This window comes from Billgrantia bachuensis, from assembly GCF_011742165.1.
GTDB classification, from domain to species: domain Bacteria; phylum Pseudomonadota; class Gammaproteobacteria; order Pseudomonadales; family Halomonadaceae; genus Halomonas; species Halomonas bachuensis.
This window is the reverse complement of record NZ_JAAQTO010000051.1, coordinates 1-15280: the sequence shown is the minus strand read 5'-3', so window position 1 is coordinate 15280 and position 15280 is coordinate 1. Positions and strand designations below refer to the sequence as shown.

14 protein-coding genes and 1 rRNA gene are annotated in these 15280 nt (G+C 63.0%); 8 read left to right on the top strand and 7 right to left on the bottom strand.

What is annotated here, in order from left to right:
• Positions 1-3: 3 nt before the first annotated feature.
• On the bottom strand, positions 4-1926 hold the full coding sequence (locus HBJ55_RS18045) for an ATP-binding cassette domain-containing protein (protein WP_167118267.1): 1923 nt from the start codon (positions 1924-1926) through the stop codon (positions 4-6).
• Positions 1927-2026: 100 nt separating this feature from the next.
• Between HBJ55_RS18045 and HBJ55_RS18040 the strand changes: the two genes are divergently transcribed.
• Positions 2027-2920: a TatD family hydrolase gene (locus HBJ55_RS18040; RefSeq protein ID WP_240936186.1), complete on the top strand. Its 894-nt coding sequence runs from the start codon at positions 2027-2029 to the stop codon at positions 2918-2920.
• A gap of 1 nt (position 2921) precedes the next feature.
• On the top strand, positions 2922-3398 hold the full coding sequence (locus HBJ55_RS18035) for a hypothetical protein (RefSeq protein ID WP_167118261.1): 477 nt from the start codon (positions 2922-2924) through the stop codon (positions 3396-3398).
• Here HBJ55_RS18035 and HBJ55_RS18030 read toward each other — a convergent pair.
• Together HBJ55_RS18030 and HBJ55_RS18025 are read right to left on the bottom strand one after the other, a co-directional pair.
• Positions 3384-4478, bottom strand: coding sequence for an ACP S-malonyltransferase (locus HBJ55_RS18030; RefSeq protein ID WP_167118258.1), 1095 nt, complete (start codon positions 4476-4478; stop codon positions 3384-3386). The genes HBJ55_RS18035 and HBJ55_RS18030 overlap by 15 nt on opposite strands.
• Positions 4475-6703, bottom strand: coding sequence for a thiamine pyrophosphate-dependent enzyme (locus HBJ55_RS18025; protein ID WP_338072044.1), 2229 nt, complete (start codon positions 6701-6703; stop codon positions 4475-4477). Before HBJ55_RS18025 ends, HBJ55_RS18030 begins: the two co-directional genes overlap by 4 nt.
• Before the next feature lie 104 nt (positions 6704-6807).
• Between HBJ55_RS18025 and HBJ55_RS18020 the strand changes: the two genes are divergently transcribed.
• Positions 6808-7659 carry a LysR family transcriptional regulator gene (locus tag HBJ55_RS18020; protein WP_167118255.1) on the top strand — a complete coding sequence of 284 codons (852 nt, stop codon included), beginning with the start codon at positions 6808-6810 and terminating at the stop codon, positions 7657-7659.
• Here HBJ55_RS18020 and HBJ55_RS18015 read toward each other — a convergent pair.
• Positions 7617-8201 (bottom strand): elongation factor P hydroxylase, encoded by a 585-nt coding sequence (locus tag HBJ55_RS18015; protein ID WP_167118253.1) that lies wholly within the window; start codon positions 8199-8201, stop codon positions 7617-7619. The two genes, HBJ55_RS18020 and HBJ55_RS18015, sit on opposite strands and share 43 nt — an antisense overlap.
• Before the next feature lie 115 nt (positions 8202-8316).
• Between HBJ55_RS18015 and HBJ55_RS18010 the strand changes: the two genes are divergently transcribed.
• From HBJ55_RS18010 to HBJ55_RS18000, 3 genes are all read left to right on the top strand, one after another.
• Positions 8317-9783 (top strand): MATE family efflux transporter, encoded by a 1467-nt coding sequence (locus tag HBJ55_RS18010; RefSeq protein ID WP_167118251.1) that lies wholly within the window; start codon positions 8317-8319, stop codon positions 9781-9783.
• Positions 9755-10801 (top strand): DUF3080 family protein, encoded by a 1047-nt coding sequence (locus tag HBJ55_RS18005; RefSeq protein ID WP_167118249.1) that lies wholly within the window; start codon positions 9755-9757, stop codon positions 10799-10801. Before HBJ55_RS18010 ends, HBJ55_RS18005 begins: the two co-directional genes overlap by 29 nt.
• Positions 10802-10937: 136 nt before the next feature.
• Complete coding sequence (locus HBJ55_RS18000) at positions 10938-11651, top strand: hypothetical protein (RefSeq protein WP_167118248.1); 714 nt, start codon at positions 10938-10940, stop codon at positions 11649-11651.
• A 25-nt stretch (positions 11652-11676) separates the two neighbouring features.
• On the opposite strand, the gene tusA is transcribed toward HBJ55_RS18000, so the two are convergent.
• A complete protein-coding gene (gene tusA / locus HBJ55_RS17995) occupies positions 11677-11928 on the bottom strand; it encodes a sulfurtransferase TusA (RefSeq protein WP_167118246.1) in 252 nt (83 codons plus the stop codon).
• A gap of 28 nt (positions 11929-11956) precedes the next feature.
• On the opposite strand from tusA, the gene HBJ55_RS17990 reads away from it, so the two are divergent.
• Positions 11957-12244 carry an antibiotic biosynthesis monooxygenase family protein gene (locus HBJ55_RS17990; RefSeq protein WP_167118243.1) on the top strand — a complete coding sequence of 96 codons (288 nt, stop codon included), beginning with the start codon at positions 11957-11959 and terminating at the stop codon, positions 12242-12244.
• A 28-nt stretch (positions 12245-12272) separates the two neighbouring features.
• On the opposite strand, the gene rlmM is transcribed toward HBJ55_RS17990, so the two are convergent.
• The gene (gene rlmM, locus HBJ55_RS17985) at positions 12273-13358 is read right to left on the bottom strand and encodes a 23S rRNA (cytidine(2498)-2'-O)-methyltransferase RlmM (protein ID WP_167118241.1); all 1086 of its coding nucleotides are present in this window, start codon (positions 13356-13358) and stop codon (positions 12273-12275) included.
• Positions 13359-13605: 247 nt separating this feature from the next.
• Here rlmM and gdhA point away from each other — a divergent pair, with 247 nt between their 5' ends.
• Positions 13606-14958, top strand: coding sequence for an NADP-specific glutamate dehydrogenase (gene gdhA / locus HBJ55_RS17980; RefSeq protein WP_167118239.1), 1353 nt, complete (start codon positions 13606-13608; stop codon positions 14956-14958).
• 246 nt (positions 14959-15204) lie between these two features.
• Here the strand turns inward: gdhA and rrf are convergent.
• Positions 15205-15280, bottom strand: a 5S ribosomal RNA gene (gene rrf, locus HBJ55_RS22750); the annotation flags it as partial.

Genomic DNA, 15280 nt, shown 5'->3' with positions numbered 1-15280 from the left:
CGCTTACTCCCCCGCCGCCATGGCTTCCAACTCCATCCACCGTTCCATGGCGGCGTCGAGTTCGGCCTGCTTGTCGCCCATGGCCTGTAGCGTTTCGGCTACGGTATCCGCTTCCTGCTGGTAGAACGCGGGATCGCTGACCCGAGACTCGAATTCGGCCACCTCGGCCTCGAGCCTTTCGATCTGAGCCGGTAGCGCGTCGAGCTCGCGCTGCAGTTTGTAGGAAAGCTTGACGGGCTTTTTCGACGCCGACGCTGACGTCGGCGCCGGCTTGGCTGATGCTTCAGGTCTGGCAGTCGGCTCCACCTGCTGGCGGGCCGCCCCTTCCCATGGCGCCGGCGGCAAGGTGCCGCCCTGCCGTACCCAGTCGCTGTAGCCGCCCACGTACTCGCGCACCACGCCATCGCCCTCGAAAGCCAGCACGCCGGTCACCACGTTGTCCATGAAGGCGCGGTCGTGGGAAACCAGCAGCAGGGTGCCGTCGAAGTCGAGCAGCAGCTCCTCGAGCAACTCCAGAGTTTCGACGTCGAGATCGTTGGTCGGCTCGTCGAGCACCAGCACGTTGGCCGGCTGGGTGAACAGACGCGCCAAAAGCAGACGGTTGGACTCACCCCCGGAAAGCGCCTTTACCGGTTGGCGCGCCCGCTCGGGCGTGAACAGGAAGTCCTGCAGATAGCTGATGACGTGCTTGTCCTTGCCGCCCACGGTGACCCTGTCGCTGCCCTGGGCGACGTTGTCGTAGACGCTCTTCTCCGTTTCCAGCCCAGCCCGCAGCTGGTCGAAATAGGCCACCTTGATGTTGGTACCCAGGCGCACCGTGCCTTCACTTGGCTCGAGCTCGCCAAGCAGGATCTTGAGCAGAGTGGTCTTGCCGGCGCCGTTGCGCCCGATCAGGCCGATACGGTCGCCGCGCTGAATCTCGAGGTCGAGATCCCGAATGATGGTCTCATCGCCAAAGCAATGGGTCACGCCGACGAGCTCGACCACGCGCTTGCCGCTGCGCTCTCCCCTGTCGACACCGAAACTCGCCCGCCCCTGCACCTCGCGCCGCTGACTGCGTTCGCGTCGCAACTGCTCCAGTGCACGAACGCGGCCTTCGTTGCGGGTTCGCCGGGCCTTGATGCCTTGGCGTATCCACGCCTCTTCCTGGGCGAGCTTCTTGTCGAATTCCGCGTTTTCACGCGCTTCGATTTCCAATTCGTGGGTTTTCTGCCGCTGGTACGCCGTATAGTCGCCGGGGTAACGTCCCAGCCGACCGCGGTCGAGCTCGAGGATCGTCGTCGCCAGCTTCGACAGGAAGGCACGGTCATGGGTGATGAACAGCACCGCCCCGTTGAAGTCGAGCAGCTGCTCCTCCAGCCAGGCAATGGTATCCAGATCCAGATGGTTGGTGGGCTCGTCGAGTAGCAGCAGGTCGGGCTCGGCCACCAGCGCCCGAGCCAGCGCCACTCGCCGCCGCCAACCGCCGGACAGCGAACTCATCAGATCGTCGGCCGGCAGTCCCAAGCGGGTCAGCACGACGTCGATGCGCTGTTCGAACGACCAGCCGTCGATGGCCTCGAGGCGGCTCTGCAGGGACGCCATGCGCTTCATGTCGGGCTCGTCGGCCTGCACCAGATGGTGATACTCGGCCAGCAGCTCACCCGCTTGCGGCAGGCCTTGGGCAACCACGTCGAAGATGGTTTCGCCCGTGGCGGAAGGCAGGTCCTGCTCCAACACGCCGATCTTCAGTCCCGGGGCGCGCCAGATGCTACCGTCATCGGGCAGAATTTCACCCGATACCAGCTTGAGCAGTGTCGATTTGCCGGTACCGTTGCGCCCGACCAGCGCCAGGCGCTCCCCCTTTTCCAGTACCAGGTCGGCACCGTCGAGCAGCACATGGTTGCCATAGGCCAGTTGCAAGCTTTCCAGACGTAGCAGGGTCACGCGTTCACCTCATCAGTCGTTCAGGCGGCTAGTGTAACGCATGGCTGACCCGGCGTGGCTTTGGTTACAATGCCCCTTATATCTGCAAAGGAGCGCACTCTTGGCCGACCCCGACGCCACTTTCGATGATTTCCTGCCCGAGGCACTGCGCTTTCGCGCACCCGCTCCGCTGGTGGACATCGGCGCCAACCTGACCCACGACAGCTTCGCACGCGATCTCGAGGCGGTGCTGCGACGGGCGCAGGCGGCCAACGTCACGGCCCTGATCGTGACCGGCACCGACCGCGCCCATGCCGAGCAGGCCGTGGCACTCGCCCAGCGTTTCCCGGGGCTGCATGCCACCGCCGGCGTGCATCCCCACGATGCCAGCCTATGGAATGGCGCCTTGGCGGCCGCCATGGGTGAGCTGCATCAACGTCCCGAAGTAGTGGCCGTGGGCGAGTGCGGCCTCGATTTCAACCGCAACTTCTCCACTCCAAGCGAGCAGGAGCGGGCCTTCGAAGCCCAGTTGGGGCTAGCAGTGGAGAACGGCAAGCCTTTGTTCATCCATGAGCGTGACGCCGGCCAGCGCATGCGCGAAATGCTGCATACCTGGCGCGACGACATCAGCGATGCGGTGATCCACTGCTTTACGGCCGACCGTGATACTCTCCACGGCTATCTCGACCTCGACCTGCACATCGGCTTGACGGGCTGGATCTGCGACGAGCGCCGCGGCCATCATCTGCGCGAGCTGGTCAGGAATATCCCGCTCGATCGCCTGATGGTGGAAACCGATTGCCCCTACCTGCTGCCGCGCGATTTACCTGCCAAACTCAAGGGCAGGCGCAACGAGCCGTCGCTGCTACCATGGATCGTGCGCGAGATCGCCGTCTGGCGAGGCAACGACGAGGCTGAGCTGGCACACGCCACCACACAAACCGCTCGACGCTTCTTCCGCCTGGATACCGCAAGCGAAGCCCAGGAGACAGGCCGTGCCCAACAGGAGTCGTGATATGGCCGAAATACCCGGTTTCATCGCCGTGGAAACAGGCGATGACAGCGATCTACCCCTGGCCATTGCCTGGGTGCTGCCCGATGGGCGCATCAAGCATACGTTGATACAACCCGACGATGACTGGTTCGACGACGAATTCAACATGCTCAACGGCTATAGCCTGGAGGAGCTGCACAGCTTCGGCGCGACGCCCCTGGATGTGATCCGGGAGCTAGAGAACGACCACTTCAGCGCCACACTGTTCACTGCTGGCATCAGCAGCGACGAAGCTGCGCTGGCACGAATATTCGATACCTACGGCATCGATCCCTTCGTCGAACTGGCGCCGGCTGACAGCCTCTACCCCGGCCTTTCGGCCGGTGAATGGAGCCGCGCCCGCAATGAACTGTTCAGCGAAATGGGGCTCGAGCCGCTGCGGCCCGAGCATGAGGTCGAGGTAATGCTGCGTCTGCACGAGCGCCTAGGCGCCGAGTGACGGCACCGGCGCCCTTGCCAGCAACCACTCCCGCTGCTCGGGTATGCCCATGCAGATCAAGCGTGGCTCCTCGGCCTGAAGTTTTTGGAATTCCGCCTTGTCGTCCAGCCCTTTCCAGCCGAGTTGAATCAACGCCTGCGCCGTGGCGCCACCCAGCGTGGCCCCCGGGCCGGGGATGACGATACGGTCCGGTGCAAACTCGCGTACACCGACCTTCACCGCCGCAGTGAAGTCGTAAGGCGCCACCAACTGCTCGCCCAGGGTATAGTCCCAGAGCCGTTCGGGATCGGTGCTCCAGGGCGTCCAGACATGACCGCGACCGTCGATCATCGGCACCTCGGGTGCACGCAGCGGCAGGCTCGCCAGCTCATGGCGCGCTTCCCGCTTTACCGCCTCCTGCAGGGGCGTATGGAAGGCGGCGTGCTGATGCAACCGCAGTGGAAACCGCTCGCGCGGCGGCAGCGCCTCGCTCAGGCGCGCCAGCCCCGCCTCGTTGCCGCCGAACACCAGCATTCCGCCCAGGTCGATCGAGAGGTACAGCTCGGCGCCCTTCCGGCCGTGAATGCCCTCGATCAGCGACAGCAGCTCCCGGCGCAGCGCCCAATCCGGACGCCAGGTCTCGTCGACCCAGGGATAGATGACCTGCCCGCCGGCCAGGGTTTCCTGCATCATCAGCCCCATGGTGCCGATCAGGTGTAGTGCATCCTCGGGGCTCAGTGCACCGGCCGCCGCCAGGGCGATGTACCACCCCATGGAGTTGCCGGTTACCGCTACGACTTCGTAGCGCTCGCGGTCGATTGCCAGCAGGTCGGCCCAGGCACAGGCATAGATCAGCGGCGCGGCGTGCTCGCCGCGGCCATGCAGGCTCTGGCGAAAGGCGGTCTCGCCATCCAGCTCGGAGAGCGTGGGCATGCCGGCCTCGTGACGCATGGCGTCGAAGCGTTTCAGCCAGTCGCTATCGCCCGCCAGGCGGTTCAGCGTACCCCACTCGGCGGCGTTGTAGGTGCCGCGTCCGGGGCAGACGACCAGAAGCCTCTCGCGTGCTGGAGAAACGGGAGAAGAATTACGAGTTGTGCTCATGCCTCGCTGCTCCTTGCCGATGTCGCGCCAGCCATCCGTGTAGCGATCTCATTGGTCTGCTCTCGTTTTACCGCCAGGCAACGGCCCTGCTCGACGATGGACTCGACCGAAGGCAACGTCACGGTCGCCGCCCGGCCCAGCGGGATGAAGCTGTCCTCGGCGGTCAATCGGTGCAGCCTGTCGCTTGCTATGTCGCGCTCCACCAGTTCGGCAATCAACTCCTCACTCGGCGAGCCGCTGCGACGGCACTCGTCTACCACCAGAATCTGGTCGCAGTCGACAACCTTTCGATAGACCGCATCGTGATCGATCCCAGTCAGCCAGCGCAGGTCGACGATGCGCAGCGCCACGCCCTCCGCCTCCAGCCGCACCGCTGCCTGGCGCGACAGATAGACGCCGTTGCCATAGGTGATGATGGCGAGTTCGCGCCCTTCTCCCCATTGGCCAGGTTCTCCCGGCGCCAGTCGATGCTCGGGCCCCGGGTCGGCGAAACACCACTGCTGGTCGCCCTCCTCGTGCAGGTCGCGAGTGTGATAGAGGGCAATCGGCTCGATCACCACCACCACGCGCTGCTCCTCGTCGGCCAGGCGCACCGCTTCCTGCAGCAACCCCACGGCATCGGCGGCGTTCGAGGGACAGGCCACCAATAAGCCGGGAATGTCGCGCAGCACGGCGATGGCATTGTCGTTGTGGAAATGCCCGCCGAAACCCTTCTGATAGCCGAGCCCGGCGATGCGCACCACCATGGGGTTGGTGTACTGGCCGTTGGAGAAGAAGCTTAGCGTGGCCGCCTCGCCGCGCAGCTGATCCTCGGCGTTGTGCAGGTAGGCCAGGAACTGGATCTCCAGTATCGGCACCAGGCCGTTCTGCCCCAGGCCGATGCCGAGCCCGAGGATGCTCTGCTCGTCGAGCAGGGTGTCGATCACCCGATGCGGCCCGAACTGCGCCTGCAGGCGCTGGGTAACGCCGTACACACCGCCCTTGCGACCTACGTCTTCACCCGCCATGACCAGGTGCGGATAGCTCGCCATCAGCCGTGTCAGCGCCTGGTTGAGTAGCTTGGCCATGGGTGCCGGGGTCGAGTCGAGGTTGCCCCGCCAAGGGCGCGCACGGCCCGATCGCGTCGGCGGCACGATGCTGGCCATGACCTCGCCGGCCATCTCCAGCTTGGGGCGGCGAATCGCCTCCTCGGCCACGTGCGCCACCTGCTCGGCCACCGAGCGGTAGAGCCGTTCGATTTCCTCGGTACCGAGCACACCGTGGCGCTGCAGTAGACCCGCCGTGACCAGCAGCGGATCGCGCGCTTCGTCGGCCTTGATACGCGCCGGGGCCAGGTAGGCCTGCTGGGCATCGGAGCCAGCATGACCAAACAGCCGCACGCAGCGCATATGCAGGAAGACTGGCTGCTTGCGATACCGAGCGATACGCTGCGCCTCGCAGGCGGCGCGCCAGGTGTCGAGCAGATCGAGGCCATCGCAGCTGAGGTAATGGAAGCCGGGACGCGAGCGCATGCTGGCTTCGATCCAGCCGTCCGGCGTCGGTGTGGAAATACCGATGCCATTGTCTTCGCACACCATTACCAGCGGCATCGGTGAGCCCTGGTAGGCAGCCCAGCCGGCGGCATTGAGCGCCCCCTGGGCGGTGGAGTGGTTGAACGAAGCATCGCCGAAGCTGCAAAGCACCACGCTGTCGGCCGGCCACTCACCCTCACCACCCAGCCGGCGCCACAGGCCCAGACTGTAGCTCGCCCCCACGGCCTTGGGTAGATGCGAAGCAATGGTGCTGGTCTGGGGCGGAATGTGCAGCGCCTTCGACCCCAACACCTTGTGTCGCCCACCTGAGATCGGGTCATCCGCCGAGGCGGCAAAGCTCAACAGCAGGTCCCATAGAGGTGTCTGTCCCGGCACGCTGCGGCTGCGCTGCAGCAGGAAGGCCGCATCGCGGTAGTGCAGGAAGGCGGGATCGGTGGTGCGAAAAGCTCGTGCTATGGCGGCGTTGCCCTCATGGCCGGCGCTGCCGATGGTATAGAAGGCCTCGCCGCGGGCTTGAAGACGTCGTGCGTGCAAGTCCAAATGGCGGCTCATCAACTGGGTTTCGAACAGTTCGGCAAGGCCATATGCGGAGAGCCCGACCTCGTCGAGCTGCCACGCTCGCTCTGGCACGGGCCAGTCACCGCTGCGTAGCGCAGCGAAGAAACGCTGCTCCTGGGGTAATGGTTCGAGCACGATGCAGGCTCCCGACGGCAGGCATGAATGATGACCTACAGCCTAGCGCGCCTGGTTGGCAAAGAGATAATATCGATATCCTGCCCCAGGTATAGGCTAACGTTATGGATGTTCGAAGCCTGCGTTACTTCATCGCCGCCTACGAAGGCGGCTCGATCAGCGCTGCCTCCCGGCGCTGCCATGTGGCGCAACCCTCCATCTCGACTGCGCTGGCACAACTGGAGGAGCGGCTGGGGTCACCACTGTTCGAGCGGCATCGGCGTGGTATTACGCCTACCGAGGAGGGGCACAGGCTCTATCCCCTGGCCCGTCAGGTGAGCGAAGACCTGAATGCAATCAGCAGACTGTTTCGCACCCCGGCGCCAGCCACTCCCGTGCGCCTGGGGCTGATGCGCTCGCTGGGCGCCAACCGCATGACCGCCCTGCTCAAGGAGTACATTGGCCAGGGCGACAACCTGGCCCTGACTCTGGTCAATCCAGAAGAACGCTGCGATGCCCGCATCATTGGCGAGCACGACCTGACCCCGGGCGAAGCTTTCCAGCCAATCTGGCATGACAGCTATCGTCTCGCGCTGCCCAGTGGGCATCCGCTGGGCCTCAAGGGAACGGTGGCATTGGCCGAGCTCGACGGGCTGCCATTCATCTGGCGGCACCCTTGCCCCGCCATGGAACGGCTTGCCTCGGCACTGAGCGATACCGGCGTCCGCTGCCAAGTCCGGGCTCGCCTGCGTACCATCGAATATACCCTGGGGCTGGTTGCAGCCGGGGTTGGCGCTTCACTGGTGCCGGCCTGGCCCGAGATCCTTTCGCACCCGGACGTGCAATGCCGTGCCCTGGTCGGGCTCGACATTCACCAGACCATCGGCGTGGCCTATCCGGCGCGACAGGTGATGCCGGCGCTCGATCCGTTACTTCAGCTCGGCAGGCAAATCTGGGAAGCCGGGGAGCACGGCTGATCGAGGGCACACAGGCCGGCCTCCACCGCCTCATCCAGGGCCAGGTCGCGCTGATAGAAGGCCGCCAAGGCAATATGAAAGGCCTCAGCCCTGGGCGGCCATCCTTCGCTCACATAGCGTGCCGCACGGGCCGCAACGCGACCATGAAACGCCTCTCGGTCGACCTCCGCTGCGCCTCCCAGGTTGTCCACGCTGACATGGAAGCGCAGCCCGCAGGCGTGTGAAAAAAGCATCTCCAAAGCCTGTGGCGCAACTTCTGCCGCCTCGAAGCGCCGTTGCTGCTCTCCATCGCGACCATCGGGTAAATACCAATAGCCGTAATCCTCCAACAGGCGTCGCCGCTCGCCGGCGATGCACCAATGGCTGATCTCGTGCAGCGCGCTGGCATAAAAGCCTCGCGCAAAGATGACGCGATGATAAGGGCAGCCGGCATCGGCAGGGCGATAAAGCGGCTCGTCACCGCCGCGCACCAGCCGGGTATTGAAGCGCTGCTGAAAGAGACCGTCGAACAGGGCGGTCACGTCCTCGAGACGATGGATCACGGACACTCCAGACTACCGAATGGGTCGGCCATTATAGGTGAGGGGAACACGCAGCGAAATTCACCGGAAGTTGCTAACATATCTGGTTTCCTTGGCGTACGGCCAAGGTGATGACATGCATGGAGCACCTCACTTGGCAACGTTCCTCACCGACCTGCTGAGCGTCAGCCGCACGGAGACGCGACCGCTGATCCGCTTGACCCTGCCCATCTGCGGTGCCCAGCTGGCCCAGGCCGGCATGAGCGTCACCGACGTAATGATGACGGGTCGCGTCAGTGCCACCGACCTGGCAGCCGTTTCCGTGGGCTCCAGCCTGTGGCTGCCGTTGATGCTGTTCATGACTGGCACACTGATGGGCCTGACGCCTATCGTCGCCCACCTGCTGGGAGCCGGCTCAACCGAGCGCATTCGCCCCAGCGTACACCAGGCGCTGTGGGTAGCGCTGGCTCTGGGCCTGGTGTCGGCATTACTGCTATGGCTGAGCGTGACCCCGATCTTTCGCTTGATGGACGTCCCGCATGAAGTCGCCCAGCGCTCGGCTGCCTATTTGTCCGCCGTCGCCTTCGGCATGCCGGGGGTAGCACTCTTCCAGGCATTGCGCGCCTTTTCCGACGGCATGAACCATACTCGCCCATCGCTGTGGATCAGCCTGGTGGGCCTCGCCGTGAACGTACCCAGCAACTTCGTCCTGATCTACGGCGGAGAGGGGCTCACTGGGCTCTTCGGAGACTGGCTGCCAGCCTGGATGCAAGGCCTTCCGGCTCTGGGCGCGCTGGGGTGCGGCATCGCCACGGCTCTCTCCATGTGGGTCATGTGCCTGGCCATGGCCGTCTATACCTGCCGCTCGCGGGCCTACGGCAGCGTCAGCCTGTGGCACTCACCCACGCCGCCGCGCGGGCGCCTGATCGGGGAGCTACTCTACGTGGGCGTGCCCATCGGCGTGGCGATCTTCGTCGAGGTTACGCTGTTCACGCTGATTTCGCTGTTCATCGCCAGCCTGGGCGAGGTAACGGTGGCAGCGCATCAGGTCGCCCTCAACTACACCTCGATCCTGTTCATGCTGCCATTAGCACTGAGCATGGCGCTGACCGTCAGGGTCGGCAATACGCTCGGCCAGGGCAAGGTCGAGCGAGCACGCATGGTGGCCTGGAACGGCGTGCTGGTCTCGGTGCTGATCGCGCTGTTCAATAGCGCTCTGCTGTGGTTCACGGCAGAACCGGTCATGGCACTCTACACTCACGATACGGCCGTTCAGCGCCTGGCCCTGTCGCTGATCCTGCTGGCTATGCTCTACCAGATATCCGATTCGCTTCAGGTTAATCTGGCCGGCGCCCTGAGAGGTTACAAGGATACCCGCATCATCATGCTCATCACCCTGTTCGCCTACTGGGCCGTGGGCCTGGCTGGCGGCCACTGGCTGGGCACCCAGGGCCTGCCTGGCTGGACCGAACCGCTGGGCGTGCATGGCTACTGGATCGGCCTGATTGCCGGGCTTACCGTAGCGGCGATGTTGCTCGGCGAGCGCCTGCGCCGCAAGACCAAGGGAGTCGCGAATGGCAGGCTGGATATCGCCCCGGATTGAAACATGGCGCTGTCTCGCTCTGCTCTTGCTCGCACTGCTAGCCGGGTGCGGCGATGGGGGAGAAGGCCAAGCCAAGCTGGTCGAATACCAGCAGGCGCTGGCCGAGGCCTTGGGTCAGCCGAAGCCCGAAAGAGGTGCACCGCCCAATATCGGCACATTTCCCGATCGCAACGAACGCCTCCTCGCAGTCGCCGAAACCCGCGAGAGCATGCTCAATGTCTATGCCCTGCGCGAGTGCCGGATCACACCGCTCATTGCCGCGCGCAACAACCAACTCGGTCGCGTGGCGCCACCCAGCCAGCAGTGGATCTACGAGCTCGAGCTCTGGCGCCGTCTGCATGCCTGCTGGCACAGCGAGGTGCCGGACTCGCTCTCCGAATCCGCTCGCAAGCGGCTCGAGCGACTCACACGGATCAAGACCGAGCAGTTGCCGAAGGTGAGCTGGAACAGCCTGTTCGACTCCGAAGAGTGGGTCGGTAACTTCTCACGCGCGAGCTCACCACTCGCGCCTGGCGACACTCAGGGCATCGAGGCTCAATTCGGAGCTTTGGCGTGGCTGCGCCAAGCCACGATCCACCAGTACAATCCCGAGTGGCGCCATGAATCGGCTACGCTGGAAGGACACCTCAAGTCGCTGCGCAGCCGCCCCTTGACGGCCGAGCTGTTGCGCGCCCTGCTGCTTGCTGAGCGGCGAATGGATGAGGCAACGGCTCTTATCGCTGCCGTTGAGTCAAAAGGATCGTGCCAGGCCCTCACGGCACCGCCTTTGGAATTGCAGCAGCGAATGGCGGGCATGGCGGCATTCGATTGGCTTGACCGGCTCGAGGCACTTGCAACGCGATGGCTGAAAGCGATCGATGACTTGCTCGAGAGCCATCTCCCCCCTCCCGACGCAGTCGCTACCTATCGCGAGCGCTGGCTTTCACTGGAAAATCCGCACGCCCCCTTGCCCGCCTTACGCCAGGCGCGCGCCGAACATAGCCGCCATTGGCAGGCTCTGGTCGAGCGGTGTACGTGAAAAAGCACCCCGGCAGACTTAACTTGAAAGGTGACTCTGTGCTATTGGTGATCCGTGAAGGTAGGAGTCGATCCCGTCAGCCTTGCCGCAGCCGTGACCTTTCCGCTCGGCCCATGCAGAATCTGGAGGGAGAAACATGGGTATGTCACTGTCACCCCGCCCTGCCCGGGTCATCGACCTGGATACGATGCGCCAGAAACTCCAGGCCAAGCGACGCCTGGTCCGCCTCTCCCCCGAGCTTGATGGTCTCGAGATGGTCTACAGCCTGGCCTCGGACCCCGACTCCCTCTATGGCATGCCCATCCTCGCCTGGGGGCTGCGCGAGGATGGCGATGTCGTCGGCCTGGTGCCATGGATGGAGACGTTGACACCCTGTCATCAGCTCGACGACGCCGAGCATGGTTGCTTCGTTGGCTATCGGGACCCCGAGACCGAGGAGCTGCTGGAGTCCGCTCCGCCTCACAAGACCTGCGAGCTGGAGCATGCCGCGGCGTACTTTGACTATGAAGAAACGCGGGACATCACACTTATTCAGCAAATCCCCGACACCCAGGGCACCCACGCGCTGTGCATCGACGATGACAAGCGCCCTTGGCAGCTCAAGCAGGTATTCGGCTGGCGCCTGTACAGCGACGGAAACGTGGAGGCCCTGCTGGCGGACGAGTCTCTCGTCGAGACCACTCCAATCCTGCCCGGCGATGCCTGCCTCTATCCCGGCAAGAGCCGTCACAGGATGGTCTACTTCTTCCAGCGCAGCATCGCCAACCGCATTCGCGAGCAGGACCCCAGCACACTTGAAGCCTTGGCGCTGATGGTCATCCCCAATGCCGCTAAGGAGGCCGACGGCTGATACGCTCTTTCGGGCTAGCCCTACATTAGCCCAAACGTATAAAGTAGAGGTAGTGTCCGTCCGACTCCTGCTGCGATATCAGGTCGTGCCCCAGGAAACTGCAGAATTTGGGCACGTCCCGAGTGGTCGCCGGATCCGTGGCGACTACCTTGAGGATCTCACCGGGACTCATGTCGCGCACCTTGTTGTGCATAAGCATGATGGGCTCCGGGCAGTAGAGACCGGTCGTGTCAAGCTCATCCTGGTAGGTGGGTTGCGAGTCGGCGCTATTCGTCATCGATCGACCTCGGTGTGGGAGCTGCTAGATGATCAAGATCATAATCGAACGTCGTATCATGCCTGGCCTGGAGGAAGAATACGAGGAGGCCGCGCGCGAAGCCATGCGCTACTCTCTCGGCGCCCGGGGGTTCGTAGGGGGCGAGACCCTGGTCGAACGCGATCACAGCGACCGACGCCTGGTGATCGTCAAGTGGCGAAACCTGAACGCCTGGAACGAATGGTACACCAGCGAAGAACGTGCACGCGCCATGCAACGCATCATGCCGCTGCTGACCGAAGATGAGTCCATTCGTATCTACGAACCCGCTTACTGACACGACCAAGTCTCGGTACCGTAGCCGGTCAGTCCAGCAGCCTCACGTGCACCGTGACCTCCTCACGGTCATGATAGAGATGTCGGCAGCGCAGCTCGGCGCGAGCGCCGGCATCGTGCAGCGCCTTCTCCAGCAGAGCCAGACAGCGGTCGACTTCCTCCCAGCGTCGCCTCATCGGTAACTTTAGGTTGAAAACCGCTTCCCGACACCAGCGGCGGATCAGCCAGCGCTGCACCATTGCCGTCACCCGTGCCGGCTTGTCGACGATGTCGCACACCAACCAATCAAGTCGATAAGGTGGCTCCCAGATGAAGCCATCCTCGCGCAAATGCTCCACCATTCCCGTCGCCATCAAGTCGCCGCTCATGGGGCCGTTGTCAATGGCAAAAACATGCATACCCCGCTTGGCCAGTTGCCAGGTCCATCCACCTGGGGCCGCCCCGAGGTCGGCAGCCTGCATGCCTTCTGCCAGCCGTACGCTCCACTCTTCACGCGGCACGAACTCATGCCAAGCCTCCTCAAGCTTCAGCGTCGAACGACTTGGCGCTGCTTGGGGAAAGCGCAACCGCCGAATGCCGCCCTGCAGTTCGCTGCGATTGCCATGAAAGCTCATGCCCAATTGCACGCGATCGCCATCGGTCCAAAATAGATGCAAACGGCGCCCGGCAGCCTTACGGCGTAAGGCGCCACGCTTGCGTAGCCCCGACTCTAGTGGACGCGTCAGTGCCTTGATCAGGCCCGCCAAAGCTTTGCCGTCGTTGGTATCGGGCGTTTCGTGCCAGATCGAATCGAAGCTCCAGCCGCTGGACACTACCTGCTCCACGATGGGAGATAGCCTGTCCTCCCGAGCCAGAGAAAGCGGCGGCAGCGCCACCAAGCTCTGGCGCGCAAAGACGAGCCGCTCGAAGCGCAGCTCCCTATGCAGCTCGTTGGCCGGCCGCACGTCATCCACGACGAAGCGCACGAAACCTTCCTGGGATGAATATTCCGCCCTGCCGTACCAGCCCAGTTGATCGACCCAATGCGTCACCTCGGATGCCATGTCGTGTTCGAAGCCAGGACGGCAGTAGAAGAGCAACTGATCGGGAACCACGTGCTTCGCCAAGCGGGACATCGGATCTCTCTTACGGTGTTTTTGGGCTCGCATGGTACCAGCCTTGGAAGCAGATGTCGGCCGCCCCTGAATCGTTTGAATATCGTTTTTTAACCAAATCTAATGCGCCGATTTGGTGCGCAAGAAATGACGTTTTCAAAGCATTTTCGACTCATATTAATGTCTAATCCTGACATGACCCATGCACTTGCTGCATAATGGTGCACTGAATTATAGTGAGCGCATCGCTATCTGACTGGACGTTCATATGACCTACATACACGGCACCCTCGAAGGGCTAAGAAAGAGCAGCCCGGCCCAATGCGAGTTTTATCAAGCTGCCGAGGAAGTCCTCGAGTGTCTGCGTCCTTTGCTCGAAACGGTGCCGCGCTATCATCAGCACAGCATCATCGAACGCATCGTCGAGCCTGAGCGCCAGATCATGTTCCGCGTCAGTTGGGTCGATGATGCTGGCAAGGTGCAGGTCAATAAGGGCTACCGCATCCAGTTCAATTCGGCCTTGGGGCCTTACAAGGGCGGCCTGCGCTTTCACCCAAGCGTCAACGCCAGCATCATCAAGTTCCTGGGCTTCGAGCAGATCTTCAAGAATGCCCTGACCGGACTACCTATCGGAGGTGGCAAGGGAGGCTCCAACTTCGACCCCAAGGGCAAGTCCGATGGCGAAGTCATGCGGTTCTGCCAATCGTTCATGAACGAGTTGTACCGTCATATCGGCCCGACCGTTGATGTTCCTGCAGGCGACATTGGCGTAGGCTCCAGGGAAATCGGCTACATGTACGGTCAATACAAGCGCCTCACTGGAAGCTACGAAGGCGTATTCACCGGCAAGGGGCTGAACTGGGGAGGCTCGCTCGGCCGCAAGGAGGCCACCGGCTACGGCGCGGTCTACTTCGCCCAGAACATGCTCGAGGCACGTGGCGATAGCATCTCGGGCAAGACCTGCCTGGTGTCAGGAGCCGGCAATGTGGCCATCTACACCATTGAGAAGCTCTATCAACTTGGTGCTCGCCCCGTTACCTGCTCGGACTCACGCGGCGCGATCCACCATCCTGAGGGGATTGACCTCGACACGCTCAAGTTGCTCAAAGAGGTCAAGCGAACTTCCCTGCGTGAATACGTCGAATATCACCCCGAGGCAACGTACATCGATGCCCAGGATTATCCGAGCGACGGTCACGCCGTATGGCGTATCAAGGGCGAGGTCGCCTTCCCCAGCGCCACACAGAACGAAGTGACCGAAGCCGATGCCGTCGCCCTGCTAAGCAATGGCGTGCATTGCATCAGCGAAGGCTCGAACATGTCTTCCACTGCCACCGCCGTCGATCGCTTCCTCGAAGCCAGGATTGCCTACGGCCCCGGCAAGGCGGCCAACGCCGGCGGTGTGGCCACTAGCCAGCTCGAGATGGCGCAGAACAGCAGCATGCAACAGTGGACCATGGAGAAGGTCGATACCAAGCTTCAAGCCATCATGGCGAATATCCACCATCAGTGCGCCAGTACGGCCGCAGAATTCGGCGATCCCTCCAACCTTGTGCTCGGCGCCAATATCGCTGGCTTTCGCAAGGTAGCCGATGCCATGATCGATCAAGGCGTCGTATGAGAGCCAGCCAGGCTACCACGCTCCGGTAGCCACCGATGACAAAGCCCCGACCTCTCGGTCGGGGCTTTGCGTCATACACAACTAAGCAGAACTGAAATTTTAAACTGCCAAAAGCGGCGAAACTCGACCATTGACCGAGATTTCTGAAGAGATGCCTGACGCCCCGGGCGGCGCTCCGCTACGCTACGTGGGAGGCCCCTAAACGACGAAACCCAGCCTCTCTCGAAGCTGGGTTTCTGAAGAAGTGCCTGACGATGACCTACTCTCGCATGGGGAGACCCCACACTACCATCGGCGCTGAGCGGTTTCACTGCTGAGTTCG

Coding starts and splice junctions, on each gene's coding strand:
- HBJ55_RS18000 (WP_167118248.1), top strand. CDS start 10,938: ATGGGTATGTCACTGTCACCCCGCCCTGCCCGGGTCATCGACCTGGAT.
- HBJ55_RS18035 (WP_167118261.1), top strand. CDS start 2,922: ATGGCCGAAATACCCGGTTTCATCGCCGTGGAAACAGGCGATGACAGC.
- rlmM (WP_167118241.1), bottom strand. CDS start 13,358: ATGTCCCGCTTGGCGAAGCACGTGGTTCCCGATCAGTTGCTCTTCTAC.
- HBJ55_RS18020 (WP_167118255.1), top strand. CDS start 6,808: ATGGATGTTCGAAGCCTGCGTTACTTCATCGCCGCCTACGAAGGCGGC.
- HBJ55_RS18030 (WP_167118258.1), bottom strand. CDS start 4,478: ATGAGCACAACTCGTAATTCTTCTCCCGTTTCTCCAGCACGCGAGAGG.
- tusA (WP_167118246.1), bottom strand. CDS start 11,928: ATGACGAATAGCGCCGACTCGCAACCCACCTACCAGGATGAGCTTGAC.
- HBJ55_RS18010 (WP_167118251.1), top strand. CDS start 8,317: ATGCATGGAGCACCTCACTTGGCAACGTTCCTCACCGACCTGCTGAGC.
- gdhA (WP_167118239.1), top strand. CDS start 13,606: ATGACCTACATACACGGCACCCTCGAAGGGCTAAGAAAGAGCAGCCCG.
- HBJ55_RS18005 (WP_167118249.1), top strand. CDS start 9,755: ATGGCAGGCTGGATATCGCCCCGGATTGAAACATGGCGCTGTCTCGCT.
- HBJ55_RS17990 (WP_167118243.1), top strand. CDS start 11,957: ATGATCAAGATCATAATCGAACGTCGTATCATGCCTGGCCTGGAGGAA.